The sequence below is a fragment of the Microbulbifer sp. NBRC 101763 genome (assembly GCF_040371615.1).
Taxonomy (GTDB): Bacteria; Pseudomonadota; Gammaproteobacteria; order Pseudomonadales; family Cellvibrionaceae; genus Microbulbifer; species Microbulbifer variabilis.
Map to the genome: position 1 here is coordinate 1,166,330 of NZ_BAABQV010000001.1, position 18,547 is coordinate 1,184,876.

17 protein-coding genes are annotated in these 18,547 nt (G+C 45.3%); 4 read left to right on the top strand and 13 right to left on the bottom strand.

Features of this window, described 5'->3' with window-relative positions:
- Positions 1 to 133: 133 nt before the first annotated feature.
- Positions 134 to 1,348 carry a CaiB/BaiF CoA transferase family protein gene (locus ABWV76_RS05255; RefSeq protein WP_353375441.1) on the bottom strand — a complete coding sequence of 405 codons (1,215 nt, stop codon included), beginning with the start codon at positions 1,346 to 1,348 and terminating at the stop codon, positions 134 to 136.
- 723 nt (positions 1,349 to 2,071) lie between these two features.
- Between ABWV76_RS05255 and ABWV76_RS05260 the strand changes: the two genes are divergently transcribed.
- The 3 genes from ABWV76_RS05260 to ABWV76_RS05270 all read left to right on the top strand — a co-directional run bounded on the left by ABWV76_RS05260 (position 2,072) and on the right by ABWV76_RS05270 (position 4,834).
- On the top strand, positions 2,072 to 2,902 hold the full coding sequence (locus ABWV76_RS05260; protein WP_353375442.1) for a TauD/TfdA dioxygenase family protein: 831 nt from the start codon (positions 2,072 to 2,074) through the stop codon (positions 2,900 to 2,902).
- Between the two features lie 318 nt (positions 2,903 to 3,220).
- Positions 3,221 to 3,889 carry a pyroglutamyl-peptidase I gene (gene pcp, locus ABWV76_RS05265; RefSeq protein WP_353375443.1) on the top strand — a complete coding sequence of 223 codons (669 nt, stop codon included), beginning with the start codon at positions 3,221 to 3,223 and terminating at the stop codon, positions 3,887 to 3,889.
- A gap of 33 nt (positions 3,890 to 3,922) precedes the next feature.
- Entirely contained in the window at positions 3,923 to 4,834 is a 912-nt protein-coding gene (locus tag ABWV76_RS05270) for an SMP-30/gluconolactonase/LRE family protein (RefSeq protein ID WP_353375444.1), read from the top strand.
- Positions 4,835 to 4,928: 94 nt separating this feature from the next.
- Here ABWV76_RS05270 and ABWV76_RS05275 read toward each other — a convergent pair whose 3' ends face one another.
- From ABWV76_RS05275 to ABWV76_RS05285, 3 genes are all read right to left on the bottom strand, one after another.
- A complete protein-coding gene (locus tag ABWV76_RS05275; protein WP_353375445.1) occupies positions 4,929 to 8,414 on the bottom strand; it encodes a fascin domain-containing protein in 3,486 nt (1,161 codons plus the stop codon).
- A 699-nt stretch (positions 8,415 to 9,113) separates the two neighbouring features.
- Positions 9,114 to 9,467, bottom strand: coding sequence for a single-stranded DNA-binding protein (ssb, locus tag ABWV76_RS05280; protein WP_353375446.1), 354 nt, complete (start codon positions 9,465 to 9,467; stop codon positions 9,114 to 9,116).
- A gap of 680 nt (positions 9,468 to 10,147) precedes the next feature.
- Positions 10,148 to 10,732 (bottom strand): DUF6940 family protein, encoded by a 585-nt coding sequence (locus tag ABWV76_RS05285; protein ID WP_353375447.1) that lies wholly within the window; start codon positions 10,730 to 10,732, stop codon positions 10,148 to 10,150.
- A 711-nt stretch (positions 10,733 to 11,443) separates the two neighbouring features.
- Here ABWV76_RS05285 and ABWV76_RS05290 point away from each other — a divergent pair.
- Positions 11,444 to 12,064, top strand: a complete 621-nt coding sequence (locus ABWV76_RS05290) for a hypothetical protein (protein ID WP_353375448.1) — start codon at positions 11,444 to 11,446, stop codon at positions 12,062 to 12,064.
- Positions 12,065 to 12,457: 393 nt separating this feature from the next.
- On the opposite strand, the gene ABWV76_RS05295 is transcribed toward ABWV76_RS05290, so the two are convergent.
- The 9 genes from ABWV76_RS05295 to ABWV76_RS05335 all read right to left on the bottom strand — a co-directional run.
- Positions 12,458 to 13,711 carry a tyrosine-type recombinase/integrase gene (locus ABWV76_RS05295; protein ID WP_020415450.1) on the bottom strand — a complete coding sequence of 418 codons (1,254 nt, stop codon included), beginning with the start codon at positions 13,709 to 13,711 and terminating at the stop codon, positions 12,458 to 12,460.
- Between the two features lie 110 nt (positions 13,712 to 13,821).
- The gene (locus ABWV76_RS05300) at positions 13,822 to 14,094 is read right to left on the bottom strand and encodes a class I SAM-dependent methyltransferase (protein ID WP_353375449.1); all 273 of its coding nucleotides are present in this window, start codon (positions 14,092 to 14,094) and stop codon (positions 13,822 to 13,824) included.
- Between the two features lie 145 nt (positions 14,095 to 14,239).
- Entirely contained in the window at positions 14,240 to 15,475 is a 1,236-nt protein-coding gene (locus ABWV76_RS05305; protein WP_353375450.1) for a zonular occludens toxin domain-containing protein, read from the bottom strand.
- A complete protein-coding gene (locus ABWV76_RS05310; RefSeq protein WP_353375451.1) occupies positions 15,475 to 15,795 on the bottom strand; it encodes a DUF2523 family protein in 321 nt (106 codons plus the stop codon). Before ABWV76_RS05310 ends, ABWV76_RS05305 begins: the two co-directional genes overlap by 1 nt.
- A gap of 2 nt (positions 15,796 to 15,797) precedes the next feature.
- The gene (locus tag ABWV76_RS05315) at positions 15,798 to 17,021 is read right to left on the bottom strand and encodes a hypothetical protein (RefSeq protein WP_353375452.1); all 1,224 of its coding nucleotides are present in this window, start codon (positions 17,019 to 17,021) and stop codon (positions 15,798 to 15,800) included.
- A 49-nt stretch (positions 17,022 to 17,070) separates the two neighbouring features.
- Positions 17,071 to 17,295 (bottom strand): hypothetical protein, encoded by a 225-nt coding sequence (locus tag ABWV76_RS05320; protein WP_353375453.1) that lies wholly within the window; start codon positions 17,293 to 17,295, stop codon positions 17,071 to 17,073.
- A 17-nt stretch (positions 17,296 to 17,312) separates the two neighbouring features.
- Positions 17,313 to 17,495, bottom strand: coding sequence for a hypothetical protein (locus tag ABWV76_RS05325; protein ID WP_353375454.1), 183 nt, complete (start codon positions 17,493 to 17,495; stop codon positions 17,313 to 17,315).
- 121 nt (positions 17,496 to 17,616) lie between these two features.
- The gene (locus ABWV76_RS05330; RefSeq protein WP_353375455.1) at positions 17,617 to 17,910 is read right to left on the bottom strand and encodes a single stranded DNA-binding domain-containing protein; all 294 of its coding nucleotides are present in this window, start codon (positions 17,908 to 17,910) and stop codon (positions 17,617 to 17,619) included.
- A gap of 46 nt (positions 17,911 to 17,956) precedes the next feature.
- The coding region (locus tag ABWV76_RS05335) for a phage/plasmid replication domain-containing protein (RefSeq protein WP_353375456.1) at positions 17,957 to 18,547 on the bottom strand (591 nt) is incomplete at its 5' end.

The following is an 18,547-nucleotide window of genomic DNA, read 5'->3' on the forward strand; positions in this document are numbered from 1 at the left end:
GCCTGAAATAGCCAACCATTTAAAATAATTTTTACATGAACTGTGCTTAAGGTAATCAAGGATATGCGGAACAGGTCTCCTAATTGTAAAAGTGGTCAAGTTGATATAGATTCGATGTTGTTGTGAATTTACTTTATTGGCAAAAGATAACTCCAGCTTTTTGGAGATTGTTGATTTCTTTCTCTGTTATTCCAGCTTCAATTAAAATGTCTCGTGTATTCTCACCATAAAGAGGTGCTGTCTGGAATTCCACCGAGGGCGTACCCGGTATAGAAAAAGGCGCACAGAGGAACTCAATACTTTTGCGATCTGTACTACGGGAGTAGGGAACAGAGAGAATTTTATCGTTGTTGCGGACGTAGGGGTTGTCCAGGGCTTGTGCAATATCATAAACGGGTGCGCAGGGAACCTTACCTTCCATCTGGGCAGCCCAGTTAGCATTTGTTTTCTTCTGGAAATGATTGTCAAGCGATGCCGTTAGCTCCTCCCGGTGCTTCATTCTACTCTCGTTGGTTAGAAAACGTGCATCGTGCTTAAGAGAATCATCCCCCAGTTCTTGGCACAGAATCTCCCAGAACTTCTGTGTTAAACAAGCTACATAGAACCAGCCATCGGCGGTTTTTACCAATTGGCACGGTGCTTGTGATGCGTGTGCGGAGCGAGGCTGCTTTCCTGGAACTATCCCCTCATTGAGAAACCATAGGCCTTGATAGCACAAGCAGTTCAGTGCAACATCGAACAAGTTAGTATCAAAGTCGCCACCTTTTCCTGTGATTTCGGTACGCAGCAGTCCTGAGACTGTACACAGGGCGGCATACACGCTGCCTAATAAATCAACAACAGATACACCAACTTTGGTAGGTATTGATCCCGGCTCGCCGGTTACAGACATCCAGCCCGTTTCAGCCTGCATAAGGAAGTCATAGCCAGGCCAACTTTTCCTTTCATTGTCCCGGCCATACCCTGAAAGATGTGTACAAACGATTCTCGGGTTGACGACTTTTAACTTCCTATAAATAACTCCTAATTCTTCCGGCAGGGAACCGCGGAAGTTATCGATTACTGCATCTGATTTCTCAACAAGACTGAGAAAGACCTTTTTCCCCTCTGCCGACCTGATATCCAGGGCCAGGCTCTTCTTATTGTGCAAAGTAGACTCGCCAGATTCATTATCTTCCTGACTCTCATCAAGGAATAATGTGCCCATTCTTCTTAAGGGGTTCCCGCTTTGTTTGGGATCCTCAATATTAATTACTTCGGCGCCCAGCATGGCTAACAGAGTGCCATGGAAGGAACCTGCTCCCCAGGTTTCGAAGGAGAGAATGCGCTTATTTTTTAGCGGCAACATGATGGAAATTTGAACTCTCAGGCAGTAAATGGCACACTTTTGCGGATTTTCGCAAAAGTAACTTGTATCGTTAGATTACTTATAGACCACAGTGTTTATAGATAGGCACGGACGACCCTCTAATTGCAACCTTGTGTCCAACCATCATTATCAATCTGTGAGTAAAACCCCAAGCAATAACAATAGGATACGCGATAGAATTTGTTTGAATAAAATAGTTTACCTGCTGGAATTGGGCAGCTTTTTCCAATCCTATGCCAGTATCTATATGCATCCTGGAGAAATGAATTTTTAAGTCTTTGCTCACTACATCTCAGTAGCTTTAAACTTTGTTAATTTATGTAAATATCTTTATTCTTTGGCTTTTATTTTAGTAGTTATTATTTAATTTTTAATATAGGAAGCTCACACTGCTCGAAATAGCAATGCTAAATCATAGGTTAACTCTGTAAATTTGAATGTTTATACCCAAAATGATCACGTATTTAGATGAAAATGACAATGGGATCTTGGTAGTCATAGGTCAAATATGTACATAGGATGGCGTTAATATCAACCTTAAAGAGTTAGGAAATATAAGCAACTATTTGAAGCAGGCTAATGATTGAATCTGTAGATGAATTGACATTATTTTAAGGAATGCCTGAAGTTCATTATATCGGGTTGATCATCTTGCTGAATAATTTATTATGCGGGGGACATCTAAAAAAAGCGATTCCTATCATGAACATCTCCCAGTATTCAAAAGGCTGTGGTGCACTCGTGGAAGGCGTACAGCTGGCCAATTTATCCGATGCCGAGCTTGGTGATCTACGCCGAGCCTTCGCCGACCATGGTGTGTTGTTTTTTCGTAACCAGTCCCTTTCCCCCGATGATCATCTAACCTTCGCCCACCGCTGGGGTGAAATTGTTATAAATAAGTTTTTCACACACACACAGGAATATCCTGGCATTGCTGAAGTACGCAAGGAAAAAGATCAGGAGACTAATATTGGCGGCGGTTGGCACACAGACCACTCTTATGATCAAAAACCCGCCTTAGGTTCCATCCTTGTAGCCAGGGAGCTGCCCGAAACCGGCGGCGATACTCACTTCGCTAATCTGCAAAAAGCTTATGAAAGTTTGTCCGACGGTCTTAAGAAGACGCTGGAAACACTAAGAGCCGTGCATTCTAATGTGCATGTTTATGGTGAAGACGGTTACTACCAGTCGACAGACCTTGCTTCGCAACTTGGCGGCGTTGATGATGTGGGCGAGGCAATACATCCGGTAGTGATACAACACCCTGATACTGGGCGCAAGATTCTCTACGTCAATCCAGGGTTCACCCTTTGCTTTGAGGGGTGGACCCCGGAGGAGAGCAGGCCACTCCTTAACTACCTGTTCGCCCATGTGCTTACCAATGGATTTACCTGTCGGTTTAATTGGGAGCCTGGGTCGATTGCATTCTGGGATAACCGCTCTACCTGGCATTCCGCGGAAAATGATTATCCAGGCCAGTTCCGCCTGATGCACCGTATCACACTTGCTGGTGGCGCATTACAGGGGGTGTGATATGAAGGTGGGTGTTAAATACACCCACCTTCAGTGAGGGCGCGTGTCGCCAGGCATTGGACGACATGCCCAGGTATAAGCCTACAGATAGGGCTTTAGTTAATGGGGCCCCAGTTCACGTCTACCTGAAAACGCTTCTGCTGTCTTTTTAAAGATCTATGGTTCAAAACAGCCTCTTAATTGGCATATTGTGCCAATCAAACACATCAGCAAAGCCTTTCTTTTAAGCCTGCGGCCTTAATAGTTTCTATTCTTGAGAAATAGAATCAGACAACACATTTCTGAAGGCCAATTTCAAACTACTCAAAGAGTATTGTCATGAAAAAGGTTTTAGTGACCGGCTTTGAACCATTCGGGCATACGCCAATAAATCCTGCAGAGTCGGTAATGCGTGTTTTGGATGGTACCCGTATTGGGAATTCAGATGTATTTGGAATCCTGGTTCCTAGTAGCTTCTTTGAGTGTATTGACGTAGTAACTAGCGCTATAGATGAGTTCCGTCCACAAATAGTGATCATGATGGGTGAATATGGTGGGCGATCGATGGTTACTGTAGAGCGAATTGCTCAAAATTTTAACGATTCTACTCGATATAACCTGAAGGACAATCGTGGCGTAGAGATGCAGGGCGCACCTACGGTTGCCAATGGACCGGTAGCCTATCGTAGTAATCTTCCTCTCAGAGCTATGGTTAGGGCAATGCGTGAAGCTGGAGTGCCTACAGATATTTCGGATAATGCCGCCACTTTTTGCTGTAATCACTTGATGTATGGCGTTTTACACTTTATTGCCAGCAATCAGCTGGATATACGCGCAGGGTGGATTCACCTTCCGCAATTACCTCAAGTAGCAGCTTTGCCCGAAAACCTTGGTACACCCAGCATGTCCAGAGAGACCTCAGCACTTGGTGTCCATGCTGGAATAGAGGCTGCATTGCTACATACTGAGGATATTGATGTTCCTATTCCATCCAAATTTCAAGTCTAAGACTTACTGAAACTATTAAGAAGGGTTCTGACAATGGAGATTGAATGCCTTTGGGAGTGTAATGATGGATTGGGAGAAACACCCATCTGGCATGCAGAAGATACTTCTATCTACTGGGCGGATCATGTCGGCCCTTCGGTTGATTTGGCTGGGCCTCGGCGGCCATCGATTCGGCGGCTAAACATCTCTACTGGTGAAAGAAAGACCTGGGAAATGCCGGAGCAGGTAGGGTCCTTTGGTTTCCGTAAGGGGAGAGGGTTAGTAGGCGCTGCCAATACTGGGTTTTGCACCATTGACCTCGAAACAGGAGAGTTTGAGACAGTTGTTGATCCGGAACCGAATTTATCCCAAAACCGGTTAAATGATGGAAAAATTGACCGAAGAGGGCGTTTTTGGTGCGGTAGTATGGATACGCAATTGAAAGGTAAAGTCTCTCATTTATATTGTCTTGAGCCTGATTTTAGCGTGCGCAAGGTTGCTAAGGACTTTTCCTTTGTATGTTCCAATGGGATTGCCTTCGATCCGGAGGACACTCGTATGTACTTCGGCGATACCATTGGTGGTATGGTCTATGTATTTGACTTGGATATGGATGAGGGCCATATCAGCAATCGAAGGCCATTCTTTTCAGTTGAAGATCGCAAGCCCGCGATTGTAGATGGCGCAACAGTCGATGCTGAAGGGTACTATTGGTTTGCTTTGAATCTTGGCGGTAAGATTTTAAGGATTGACCCTAAGGGCCGCCTTGACCGTGAGATTGACCTACCGATCCGGAGTCCCACCTGTGTCACATTCGGTGGCGACAATTATGAAACGCTCTACGTTACTTCACAGCAATCATTTGTAACTCCTGAGGAGCTGGCCCGCCACCCGCAGCCAGGTAGTATTTTTGCTATTCATGGCCTTGGTGTTCAGGGGCTCCCGGAGCCAAAATTTGGAGCTTGAAAAGCCCACCAAATAATTTTCTAGATGCATAATCCCCCAAGATTAGGGCACCCAAACCCAGTAAGAATGGGTGTGGGTGCCCGCTTGGTGCTTGTTAGTTACCGTTTAGGTCGTAAACAACAAATTTCTCCCAGGAACCTAATGCTTTGCGATTCGCATTAGCCCGGCCATCTGATTCCGCAACGATATAGTTACCATGTTCCGGGTTGTATAAGGAAATTACGTCACCATTTTGTAAACAGCCCGAATTGTCTGAGTGATTGATCAACTTAAATGTTTCCCAGCTGTACCGAGCGGTTCTATCGACATCTAAAGCACCACTTTGTTGGGCACTGTAATAATAACCATCGGTGCTTTGCAGCCACACTTCATCCCCGTCAATCAGGCAACCCTGTTGCAGGCTATTTCCTGTAAGGACAATAGTCTCATGGCTGCCAATTACTGAGGCATTGGCGTTGGCTGTTTTTCCATTACCTCCATTACCTGCCGCGCCAAGATATTTCCCATGGGCTCCTTTAAGTGCCACTTTTAAGGATTTAACTGGGGGCTTTCCGACAGCCATATAACCTACAACTGCCTTTATAGTTTCCTCTTTATTACTGTTTGCCTCCTGTACCATCAGGCTCATTTCAAATGTGCCAGTTTTCTTATTTCTGACACGTGTGCTTAGTGTTTCATCCCTGTCACTACCTTGTACTTGGCTGATCAGTAAGTAATCCTGTAAGTCGACCCCGACAGTTTCAAAGTCCGGGGAGCCACTCAAATTATCTTCCAGTGCAACAGCGCCAATATGAAGCTTCAATCCATTGGCAATTGAGTAACTACCAGCCTCCATCACCACATAATGCACCACTTCCGATGTATGGATGCCGTCGTTCCAGGCAAACTCTGCAACACGCACATCGAAGCTGGTTGAAGTGATATTGCGAATCTCAGTTGTTATCGGGTCAGTGCCGGCAATACCAATGACTGAAGCAAACACCACAGGGTTTTCATAACTGAAGTCCAACTCTATAGTGGTCCATTCGTGATTTATTCCGTTAGCCTTATCAGCCTCACCACCAACAAAGCGCCGGTTAGTAAAACGCACTACATCGACCTTTTCACCTTCATGGATCAATTCCATATCTTGTGACTGGTCTTCTACGTTAATCAGATAGCATTCACCGTTATCGGCCTCTGCCATACGTAATATTGTTGGATCAAAACCGTTAAAGCTTACATTTTGATGTAAAAGCACATCGTTTGAACTCTCGCAGTTACCATGACCCGTATTAGTTTCTGTGTCTGTTACATTATTGACCTGGAATCCACTCACCGAAGCCATTTCGATAGTAGATGTGTTATTAGCACTGGCCAGTTCCCACATTTCTCTATCAGTCAAATCATCTACGTTTGCTTCCCAGCCAAAACTTAAGGTCTTTCCATCGACCTCTAAAGTTGTCTCCCATACATGGCGGGTCTCTGCCCAGCTCCAGTACCATTTGCTTTTGATCTTGGCTTGCGAAACAGTGAAAATGAAATTACTAAAGCTTTCGTGAGTCTGGGTATTACCAACAACTGTTGCCCAGACTTGTTCATCAGCACTACAGCTGTAAATTTCTACAACCTCCTCATTACGAATAAAGGTTTTGGTATCCAGGCAGTGACGATAAACAGCCACATAACCATCACCCTCACGTGCAAACAGCCAGTTCTGGAAACTGGTTGTTTCATCGAATTGCTCCGTTGGCCAATGCAAATTTACTGGTGCAGTTAGAAAGTCATCTACAGGTAAAAAGTCCGTTGCTCTGTTAACACCATCCATAAAGCGCAGCTCCATCGCAGGTTTATACAAAACCAGGGCTACATTCTCATTTTGCTTTATATAGGGTAAGTGCGTGTTCATTTGCTCCTGGCCACCAGCCTTCCAGCCTCCGTATTCCGCACCTGACCGAGTATAAACCGGTATGGTACCGGTTGTTGCTATCCAGGGCAGCTGCTGCCAACCTGCATTCCCCGCATGGAAATCCTGGTATGAGGATAATTGCACATTGCCATGGCGATACAGATCCATGGTTTTTTCTGAAATAACTGAGCTTGTGGTGAAAGGTGCACTGGTTTCAGTAAGAAGAACACCTGACATATCGACTACGTCATCTGCCAGGTTAGACTCCACAATCAAATCTTCCAAAAAGAAGTTCAGACCGGCAAGTGGATTCAGGTAATATTCCAGCATCTCATCAATGAGTTCTGGATGGGCATAGGCGCCGGCAGATTGAGAGAAAATCAACTTATCCTGGAGGTCCAACCCAGCCCATACGGTATCAACTTCTGAGATAGGATGGCCTGAAGAATAGCTTATGTTAATCTCACTATTCAGTTTTTCAAGGCGATTATAGGCAACACTGCTTACATCAAGTGTAGTCATGGCAAAAATATCCATATGGGTACTACCCGTAAAATCTTGTGGACCTTTGCCAGTAATCAAAGCGGTATATCGTGCGAACTTATTATTCAAGAAATTAAGATCTTGGTGAACACCCTCATAGGTCCTTGAATCGACGGCTATAGCAGCACCAAGGTCGTTGGTGACCATAGCGATATCATTAAGAAAAATAAGGGCAACCTGTCCAGCCAGGATTTTAATCTCTGTATCCTGGGCATAGTCGTATAAATTTAATAATGCTGTCAGGGAAAATGGGCTATAGACATTTGAAGTGGACTCATATACTCCAAACTGCTTTTTAACCTCCAGATAACGTACGAGACGCTCCCTTAGTTTTTCGGGCCCGCCACCTATATCCCAACCTTCCATTTCAGATAGTAACCAGCTGGAAGATAGCCACATAAGTACGTGGTTTTCAGAAGTGTAAACTCGCTTTCCTTCAGTATCTTCATCCTGCCAATAAGGGAGTTTGATAATTTCACTCAGGATAATATCATCGTACTCATCACTCTCCGCCAATAGCCTAATATATTCTATCAGGCGCATATCAGGGTTTTTGTAAGCGTGCTTTCCTGGTGTAAAAAGATCGGTCAGCCCCCGAGCCAGAGCCTCTTTATCCAGTGGTAAATCAAAATAAGCCCTGAGTACATAATGATCGTTATTAGGTTCGTCTTTGGCTGAATCAAGAACGCGTTCGATATAAGCCATCTGCCGATCACGGAAGGCATTTAAATATGCAGGATGCGAGAAAGTATCATAGTCTGTAAGGCTCCACTGCCGCGCGCCGTCCTCGGAATTCTGCCCCCCCGTGGTGAACCAGTCCGATATATCGAGATCCAAGCCGAAGTAATTTAATGCCGTGACTGTACCATCAGCAACGCCGTAGAAGAAATTAAGTGAACCTTCAACCACGGTCGTTAGTCCATCGTATATCCATTCACCGGTATCTACAAAGAAACCAATTGCTGCCGTTACACCATCCTCTACCGTTGTAACTATATCCTCAATAACCTCTTCAACTCTCACTTCAACAGTGTCCCAAGTATCAACAACCCAGGTTGTAAATTTGTCCCACAATCCTGCATGGGCGTATGCTGGTAAGATTAGAACAAACATAAGTGCGATACATACACCTATTTTTTTGAGCTTCATGATCAAGTCCTATATTATTTTTTTTGACCAAATAGAAGTAACTCTTTGGAGGAAGAACATATTTCGTTAAAAATTAATCATATAATTTAGGGGGTCCTATAAGTTTCATGTGATGCCGCATATTAAATTATTATTGGCTAAAAGAAATAATGGATGCTGGCTGTTCGAACTTCAAAATTCGTTCAGCAATGTAAGACCTTGTTGTTGATCGGGTCAAACAGAGATGGCGTATAGTGAGAAACTGATCTCACGAAGCTATTAAAAGTTGTTTCTACAGTCTCATGAAATATAGCGTTAACTATTTCGTAATATTTGTGGACTTCTGTGTTGAGAAAATGACTTTGAGGGGCTCGTGCAAAAGGTTTATCTAAATCAACCTAATTAGTAGAGGCATGACTGTCGCAACTAAGATGTGGGGTGCCAAGGTGCTAGTACCTAAATTGGTCTTACTCAAGTACAGTAGATGTACTCAGTAGTATAAGCATGCGAAGTAACCACTGCCCATAAGTTTTTCTCATATTCCGGTTTTGGCGCTTTAATGAAGGGGCGAAATTTATAGTGACTTATAATAAAACCTGGATGTACAGTAGAGTAGGGTGGTCATTTTATTGAAACTCCTTTTCATACTGATGCCGGAATTACTCAAGGGAATGATATCTGCATGCTCTATCAAGAAGGTTATAAGGGGTTATAATTTAACTAACAGTTCTCAATTTTCCAATCATCAATAATTTGCACATCCTTAATTACAATTTCCGCAGTAGTACGATCGTTGCCTTGCTGATCTTTTCTCATTCGATGCTGCAGCTTTCCTTCTAGATCAATCAGCGAGCCTTTGCGGCCATAATTAAGCAGATATTCAGCCTTGTTTCCATACGCAATACAGCGATGTGTTTCTGTCTTTTCTTGTGCTTTTCCGGATTGGCGGTCAGACCAAGTTTCACTGGTAGTGACATTGAATGCTATTGCAGTTTTTCTTGAGGCAATACTCTCAAAGTCAATTGTTACCCTGCCCATTAAGAATACTCTATTTTTTGAGCGGCGATGTGCCATAATTTAAGTCCGTGCCAGAATTTTAATTAATAGCTTAAGGTGCAAATAGTAGGAGGTGTATAGCTATTCTGGTGTCGGGTTGTCACTTTTATTAGGCTTTTGTTGCCTGCTGGATTTTCGGTCTTCATTGGAGTTCTTTTCAGTGGGGAAGCTTTTATTTTTTGAGGGGATATTATTTTTCTCTAAGTTCTTTTTGGGTATATTTTTGTGGTATGACTTTATTATTATCATTTTTGCTCCTGGTAAGAGAGTATGTTGAGTTTTGTGAATAATATAGTGACTTGTTTATTTTCCGGCCTTGTCTGCTGTTGCTTCCTATTTTTGTTCAAATTAATGTTGTTTTCTCAAGGGGATAGCGCAAAAGATAGTTATTTTACATTTACGATTGATGCTGATTGCTGGATCACAGCTTCTTGCATATATGACGTTATTTTCTTTACGTTGGCAGATTAGAGAATTGAGCAAACTGAGTATTTGCTCTATGCAAAGAATGTATGTAACAGAGACGCAGAAGTTTACTGCAGCGATGAAACCGGCATTCGCAGTAATTGCTAACTAAGTGTCGCTATACGCCATAAGGGAAAGCGCGAATTATGAAGTTAAATGCTAAGTGTACTCAATCTAATGCTGTTCAACCTGTGGCGCTTCAAGGATATGCGTCAGGTTTAGGCTAAACTACTCTATTTATTGGGTGGCTTTCTGAACTCTGTATAATGATAATATTTTGGCCTACTATCGAAACGAATGTGTAACCATGCAACACCTCCGCCCGCTGTGCTTAACCAAACAGGATTATTCGAAGCTAGCTTTAGACCTAAGCCACCAACTGTACTCCAAAGTTCATGCTGCTGCCTACTGGGTGCTGTATTGGTAAAGGAGGCTAAGTGACAATAATTTACAGCGGTTTCTTGATTTGAAGGCACTACGACAGTGGCATCTTTGCCAAGATTTTGAAACCAAACAACGGACTTTGAAGTATCACGAATATATGCCTCGAAAGGCCTTGAGTTGGGCATTTGATCTAAAGATGGCGCATCTAAAACGACAAACTCAAATATTCCTTGCAGTGATTTCTTGGTAAATCCTGGTGTCTCCCATCTATACGCCTGATATGGAATCGCCTGAAGCGAAGAGATTAAAAAGTTCCTAAATTTCGCATTATCCCGAAGGGACTTCAGCACCTCATAAAATGTAACAGCCTCTCGATTATTATTTATAGTAAAGTGATACCCATTACTTACCTTAGATTTACTTAGATTCCACATATTACTTACCACTGACCCTACTCACAAAAAGTAAACAAAAATTTACTTGCATTTTACATTGTTCCAGTAATTACCTTTCTTAATCATGAAAAGCCGAATGACCTAAATTGACAGCAGGTGTTGATCTCTTAGCGACACTATACAATGCGATCCAAATGTAAAATCAAATCAGGTTTCACACTTCTTTTGTCTATGGCCATACTGAACTATTTATCCGCAAGGTCAATAAGATGGTCTAAAACTAATATATTTTCAATTACTTTTTCTTTTGCACGAATTTAGCTTTATATCTGTTTTTGTTTTTTATGGTAACTGTCGTATAAGTTTGAGCTAAATTTTCTCAACATCATGGCAGAAGTGTGAATTCTGCTTGAGGGCTATCTCACACGTGTTAGTAAGAGCTAAATGTCCTAGAGCGTCATCAACAGAATAGATAGAGTAAATTATAGGCAATGAGGAGGTTTTTAGTATCAAAGGTTTTTGATATGTGACTTCCATCAAAGCAAAAAGTTACAATCGCATTGACTTTTTTTTTCATGGCGGTACGATCGCCTCATTGCAATGGATTTGAATAAAAATGGATTGCAATTGAATAATAACGGTACTTACAAAATGGAGTACCACAAGGATTGTCTTACAAGGTTGTGTGTGATAGCAGTTTTGGGCTGCTGTTAGTTGACTACTGCTTTGTATCTTAGGAGTTTTCGCCTTATGGCAAGAGGCTATTTGAGAAGTTACCCGTTCGCAGTTAGGTTAAGCCCGTCTGCACTCAGTAATTTAGCGATTGTACAGTTGAATTACGCATATACGGGTGTGATGGAAATCACAACTGGAATCATTGATTTATGTGGCGCAGCCGGGACTAACCCGCACTACAATACGAGAACACCTATAAAGCATGATATTTTTCCTCAATTCGTCGGCACTCATAATGTCGCTCCAATTGTACATGGAGGAAGAGGTAGCGGTAATACGAGCCATCAACAGTTAGCTCGTGTCATTATGGCTCAAAACAATCGCTTAGCATCGTCGGAAGATGATTTTTGTGGTTTCACTATTAGGTTCAACGGTAAGCCAAACGCGGATTTTTCAGGGACATCTCGATCCTTGAATATGGGCATCGGATTTTCCAATGGAGAGCTCGAACTCTGCTTGAGAAATGCCATTATGCAAAAAGTTGCTTCCGTAATCCGTTTATACGGGTGGACCAATTTGACTTACGCTCCACCTCGAGCTGACCCTAATGCGGCCAATGCTGCACGAGGCCGCGGGATTCATGCCGCTGGACTGCTTGCCAGTATTCAGCAACTCAACCGCACACCAGCTATTTAACTTGCTCCATTTTGGAAAAAGAGTACGGTTAATATACTGATCACTTAGTTAGTGATAATGTAGATGTAGAAATTTTCTGACAAAACCCTGTTATTGGTAGCGGGTGGTTGGAGCGCCGAACAAGGAATGTTTGGCGATATACCGTCTGTAGATGGCTGGAGCTTGTATTAGTAGCTAATAGCTGAGAAGGCGTGAATTCGATACTATTATCTAAAGCTAAACTAATTACTACTGATTGGCTTGATACCTTCTGCCGAATAAATCACATTGCTTGACCTTGGACTGACAGAACACCTTCTGAAAACTACCAAATGTCAGATCAACTTTGGATTACGACAACTTAGACTGTCATTTAAAATGGAAGCTTGCCGGTAGAGTAGGGCGGCGGTATTACTACCGCACTTCCTTTACTCGTTTAGTTCGTCCACTCTCGTGCCGCTCACGCATATCTGAATCAATATACCGATCAGTGGTGGCCATACTGGCGTGGCCAGCGTCATCACGGACATGCTCACGGGGCCGGTATTTTACATCCTCTGAGATGCCGGTATGCCTTAACCAGTGCACTGTTGCCGCTTTTAAGTCCTCAGCGTCTTCTCCCAAACCTTCTTCAACCATCCTCTGGTAGGCAGCATCAAAACAGCTCTGTACGATGATCCGTACTTGTCGGGTGCTGGTAACAGGTCCCTTGCCGCGGGACTTTTGTAACAAGGGTGTTTGCTCGTTGATACTCGGCAAAGCAGGCAGTTGTAAGTGGATTCTATAGCGTTTCAGTGCATTCAACATTTGATCGCAAACAGTGATTGCTCGCCCTTTGTTACCTTTACCTGTGACATGGAACCACCAGTTTCCGTCGCGATCTTTCTTGAAATCGCCCATAACAGGTGCAGACCTTTCATCGGCAACCAATTCCGAGATTCGCAGGTACATGGCGAATAGGGCGTTCATAATAAACAATGTACGTTCATGGTCACCAGGTGACATTTCAGCCATGACTTCGGCCGTTTCCAGTACATAATCCCATTGCAGATTACTGATACGTCGTACGACTTGGTTTTGCTGTTGGCGCCGCACAAACTTACTTTTCTGTCGGATGAGAGCTACGGGGTTGGCTGGGACCAAGCCTTCCTGATAAAGGAAATCAAACAAGGATGATAATGCGGTAAAAATACACTTGATAGCAGCCTGGGACGGACGAAAGTCTTTGGGTGAAGGCGTTTTGCCAGCTCGAAACTCAACCTTGGAAACATTGACCACAAATGGTCGCCAGTCTGCATTCACAAAGCGCTGACCATTTCTGGTTTTAAACCGGGCTACATTCTTAGTACCGATCCAAGCAATCGGCGGTTCAATGCAAAACTGTACAAAATCCTCAATGTGTTCACGCTTCAGCGTCATAATCGAAATTTCCTCTACGCGCCACGCCCATTGCAGCAATCGTTCGATCTCTCGGCGGTAACTGTTAAATGTTGCTTGGCTGCCGTTATAGCTGTAGAGAAACTTCAGCGCGAATTCCAGATCAGTGTCAGCGCCGGGAATCTGCTTGCTAATATACTGGCTCGATGAAAAGCTCGTGTAGCGAAATGGATTCTCAAGATTGCTGAGGTTGTCGATGATTGGCGCAGGCGGCTGGTTGGTGGCAGACATAGAAGCTTTAAATTGTTGTTGGAATGCGGCCAATTATACGTGGAAAACACTCAAATATAAATATTCCGATATTCACAAATATCGGAATTAACACAACCCATTGATCCCCCTCATGTTTTCAATTTTTTCTTGGCAGCTATTTCCGATAACCAAGTCTGGCCCTGTTTTCCGAACGATTGATTGCGGTGTTCGTGCCGAACTGTGATCTGGTCAAGCTCTCCGATGATTTCCTGTAGTGCTCCCATGATGCTCTCCGTTTGTTTTAAGTCCCTGGTTGTTAGGTTAATCAGGTCGGTGTTAATGCTCGCGAGGAAGTCGCGGAGCGGCTGAACCTCGTTAGCAAAAATGGTTAAGTGCAGATCAAACGGCGCTGGGTTATCCACTAAGATTCCAGCTCCTGCACATCCGTCGCAAACTCTCCATTGCCTGTCTATGCCTATCCCTGCGCATGTACTACAAAGCCTCACGAGCAGCTATTGTCATCCGGCTAGCTCTTCGCTCGCTGCGGGCTCTCGCTACGCTCATGCGCTAGCCTCCTGCCAATAGCTGTTCAGGTTGTGGCGGATACGCAAAGGGATCTGTGATCGGCTCAGGCTCTACCTTGCGACACAGAACAATCAAAGACTCTGTGCCGACGATGATGCGAACCATGCAGCTGTTAATGGGCTGCACGGTAAAACCAAGCTCTCGAAGCTCTTGCGATGTCACGGTGTAATCGTCACTCCCGTCGGTAGCTTCAAAAAGATAATCATCGCGCTCGCCGCGCGTTGTGTGGCCAGTGATGCGTGTGAGCTCAAACTGGAGTTGATGTGCTAAACGGACGATTGCACCGTTATGAACAAGAGCCCCCGAACTAGGAACATTGCGCACACCATCACCACTAGGAACAACAGGATTCGGCGCAGGACTTTGCGCCACAGGAACTTGAGCAGGCTCTTTGCTGGCTTGGCGATCTTCAAGCAGATCGACCACAGAAGCTCCAAAGTACATGAAGCTAAGTAGGCAGACCGCGAGCATAAAGAGGAGCTTTGGGCTCTTAAGCGCTTTAAATGCAACCGCAGATTCCCGATGGTCGCCGGTTTCGGTGGACATGTAGCAATCCCAGATTTTTGAGTTTGCTTTGTATTCCCTCTCCTGGATGAGGTGAGAAACGGCTTTGCCGTTGTTCTCTGGGTCATGCTTTATCTCCTTCCAGCAGGGCCTAAACTTCCAGGGTAAAACGCCAGTCATGTTGCGGTGACGGAATGCAAACTCGGTATTGAGGCGCAGCTCTTTGTGGATCTTGCCGATGTTTGGCGAGACCAAGAACACATCCCAGTTAAAGTGCCGGTGGCGCTCGAAGGCTTCCCATAAAGTACTGGGGCGCTCGATGTGTTTGGTGTTGCCGTCAGAGTCGGTCCAGGTAACCGGCGGAACATTATCGCCAGGGTGGATAGTCACAGAGTCGGGATTAAAACCGCCCCGCCCTTCCCTGTAGATGGTCTGGCATTCGTCCAGGACAAGCAGCGCATCGAAGGGAGCCCAATGGAACCAGCGCGCGAGGTGTTGCTTTGCTTCGTCGTTGCCCTGGGTATCGATATAGATAAGCTCTGCATTCTGGGGAATGTCTACGCCCAGGGCTTCGCAGATGCGGTCGATACAATCGAAGCCTTTGATATTGGTGACAACGGTGCGCCCTTCCTGCAGAGCAGGAACTGCGAAGCGCTGAACAACGCCAAAGGATTTAAACGAGCCGTTAGGGCCGTGATGGATAACAACGGCCATTACCAGCCCACCATGGAGAGGATAAAGCGTGTGGTGGCAGCATTGAGCAGGACGTTAATACAGTCGACAAGCTTGAAGTAGTTGATGTAACTCATTGCGGTTGAGTTAACACCGCCGAAGGCACTGCCGACCATGTTGCCAATCTGGAAGGAGTCAACGATGGTTGAAGCAACAGACCAAGCCATTTCTGCAACCCATATCTTGGTTTCGATATAAAGCGCAGCAAACCAGAGCAAGGCTTGCTCAAAAAAAGAATCTGACTCTTCGCGCAAGTTGCCAAGCCAATCGACAATCCACTGTAAAGCCTCGAACGATTCCATAGTTAGCGCCTCAACAGAATGCCGGCAGCTAATAGCGTGCAGGCGAAGTAAATTAGATTGCCGACGTTGCCGAGCTGGCTGCCAAACTGAGAGATAGAGAAGTTAATGTTTTGACCGAATACGCTGCGGACATCATTGGGGAGGCTTCCGGAACCTGATGACAAATTAAAATCAAGCTTGTTGGAGACCTCGCTATAGATGGTTTGCATGGTCTCGTCCCAGTCGGCTTGCGCTTGTTCGTAGCGGTCCTGGGCAGCGGAGGTAAATTCTTGTTCATCTGGTGATTCAAAATCAGAGTGACACATGGTGTACCACTGCTGTTTTAGGATGGCGCACTCTTGAGGGTCGCCGGTGCATTGCGGAGCAACTGTACAACCGCCGGAAGCATTAGCGCTGCCCTCTTTGTCTTTGTCGCCCTCTTGCGTTGGGTCGTCATCGTTGGGTATGCCATCGCCGTCTATGTCGTCGTCTTGGCCGTTGGGTGTGCCGTCGCCATCGATGTCGTCATCGTTAGAATCTGGAATGCCGTCGCCGTCGGTGTCGGTCTCGTCAAAATCGGTTGTGGGGTCTGAGGTGAGATTATCCGGACCAATACAGGCGCCGTTGATGTAGGTCTCGCCAGCTGCGCAGCTAGAATCGGCAATACAAGTCCAGTTGCCATTTACAAGGCCGCCAGATTGGCCTTCCGGGCAAAATTCGTTCATGTCACAGACTGCTGTGTCATCCGCATAACCACGGAACCCGGGGGAGTTGGCAGTACACTCGGGTACATCTGCTAAACATTGATATCCGAGATCGGGGTGCATGATTGCTGATGTGCCCTCTGGACAGATACACGCCTCAGCTTGTGAGTTCCATTCGGCACCGGTTGGGAGATCATCAGAATCACAGAGGGTTTCTGGGTCAACGCACATGCCGTCATCGTTAGGAGCTTTATCGCTAGGGCAACCATTGCCAGATGTACTAAAGCGATAGTAATAGCCAGTTTGGCCGACGTAATAACCCCAATAACCACAGCCTCCGCAAGAGTTACAGCCATTGGCATTATCATTTTGCATATCAGAGACACAGGCGTTTTGTGCTGCCTGTTCGCTTTGATAGAAGCCCCTCTCAACAATGTCATCAGCTAATGCTAGAGGGCTAACAAAACTAAGAAGTAAAAATAAGAATAGATTTATAACGGCCCCGAAGGGCCGCCGGGCGCTACCGATTGGAAAATCCAACATAGAAAGCTCCTATCGATAGCATTACAAGAAAGATGGTTGTGACCACTGCTTACAGCTTGCGCAGCATGCCGACAACAAGACCAACACCAACAACGCCGGCAACCAGAGTGATCATGCCGGCTGTAGTCACAGACACAGCAGAGTTACCAGAGGTGTATGCATCTGTGATGTCTTGAGTCTCAATCCCGTAAGACTGAGCAGCGACAAGCAAAGAGGTGGCAGCAATAGCGGCTTTGGCTTTTGCGGTGCGGAGAGTTTGAGCAAGTTTTTTCATTGGTAGCTTCCTTGGTTTTAATAACGTCGCATCAGTGATACGACTTTGTTAAGAACGAACCCGCTGACGAAGAAGGTCAGCGAGCCCACTGCAATAACCCCGTATAAATCCAAGTCGGGGGTAAAGAGTTCGGTCATTAAGGCGGTCAGCTGATTGATGGCCGCCGTTAGGTTTTGTATGTCCTGGGACGTAGGGTCCATTAGGACCGCTCCCCTTTAAGCTCAACCGGGCATAAGTAGCCGGCGAGATGCGAGAAGCGCAGGCCCCATCCAGGGTGCGCGCCAAGCCAAAGCGGTGCATCTTCGATGCGCACAAGATCCATTACGCGGCCTTGGTTTTAACTGGTGTGGGCTGTGTTAATGGCGTTGGGTCTTCAAAGCCAAGGCGGTAATTAACATTGCCGCGATAAACCTCCGCAGAAATATCAACTACAACCTCCTGACCGGTGAGCTTGTCAAAGATCAGGTGGCGACCCTCGCCAACATCCTTATCAAACAAGGTCACCTGAATGGTGGAGGTGCCGGACTTTAGGACCAGATCAGCAGCGGTTTTGGGCTCGCCATCCTTTCTGTATCCGCGGGTTGAAACGTCGAGTACTTTTGCAATCACTTTCATAAGATCACCTTCCAGTTAGTAGTTTTTCCCAGTTCTTCGGGAGTCATTAAGCAGCTAAACGCAAGTGACCTTGCGGCTTGCGGTACCACGAAGGGGCGGAGACCGTCCCTACTTCTATTGCCCGGGTTTCCTTCACAGTAACCAGGGAGAATTTGGAGATGTCGCACTTCATAGCGATATCAATTCCGATTTTGCGCAGGCGGGCGCGGTGCGTTTGGACCTGCTTTTTATTTAGGTCAAAAGTGTGGCCATGCATCCATTGGATGGCGTAAATACTCGTAGCATTAGCGGAGCGAGTGCCGCTACAAATCCCTTCGGCAATCAAGGTTTCAGTAATGGATTCAAGGGTCATGGCTTCTACCTTCAGCTTTTGCTGAATATCTAAAAACTCCTGATGTATGGAGCGCAGTATCTTGGTGTGATCAAAACCGTAGTAATTAAGGCCTTCGCGGCGCAGCAGGTCGGACTTCAGTTTCTGTTCAAATCTGACAATGCCATGCTCATGGCAGAATGCGATTAAACGCTTTAAATATTTATATTCGGCTGACTTGTCGCCGTGGGTGCGTTTTATTTTGGGGAGAGAATGCAGGTTAATTTCGAAAGCTTTGTTGTAAACGCTTGGATAAATGAGTCGGCC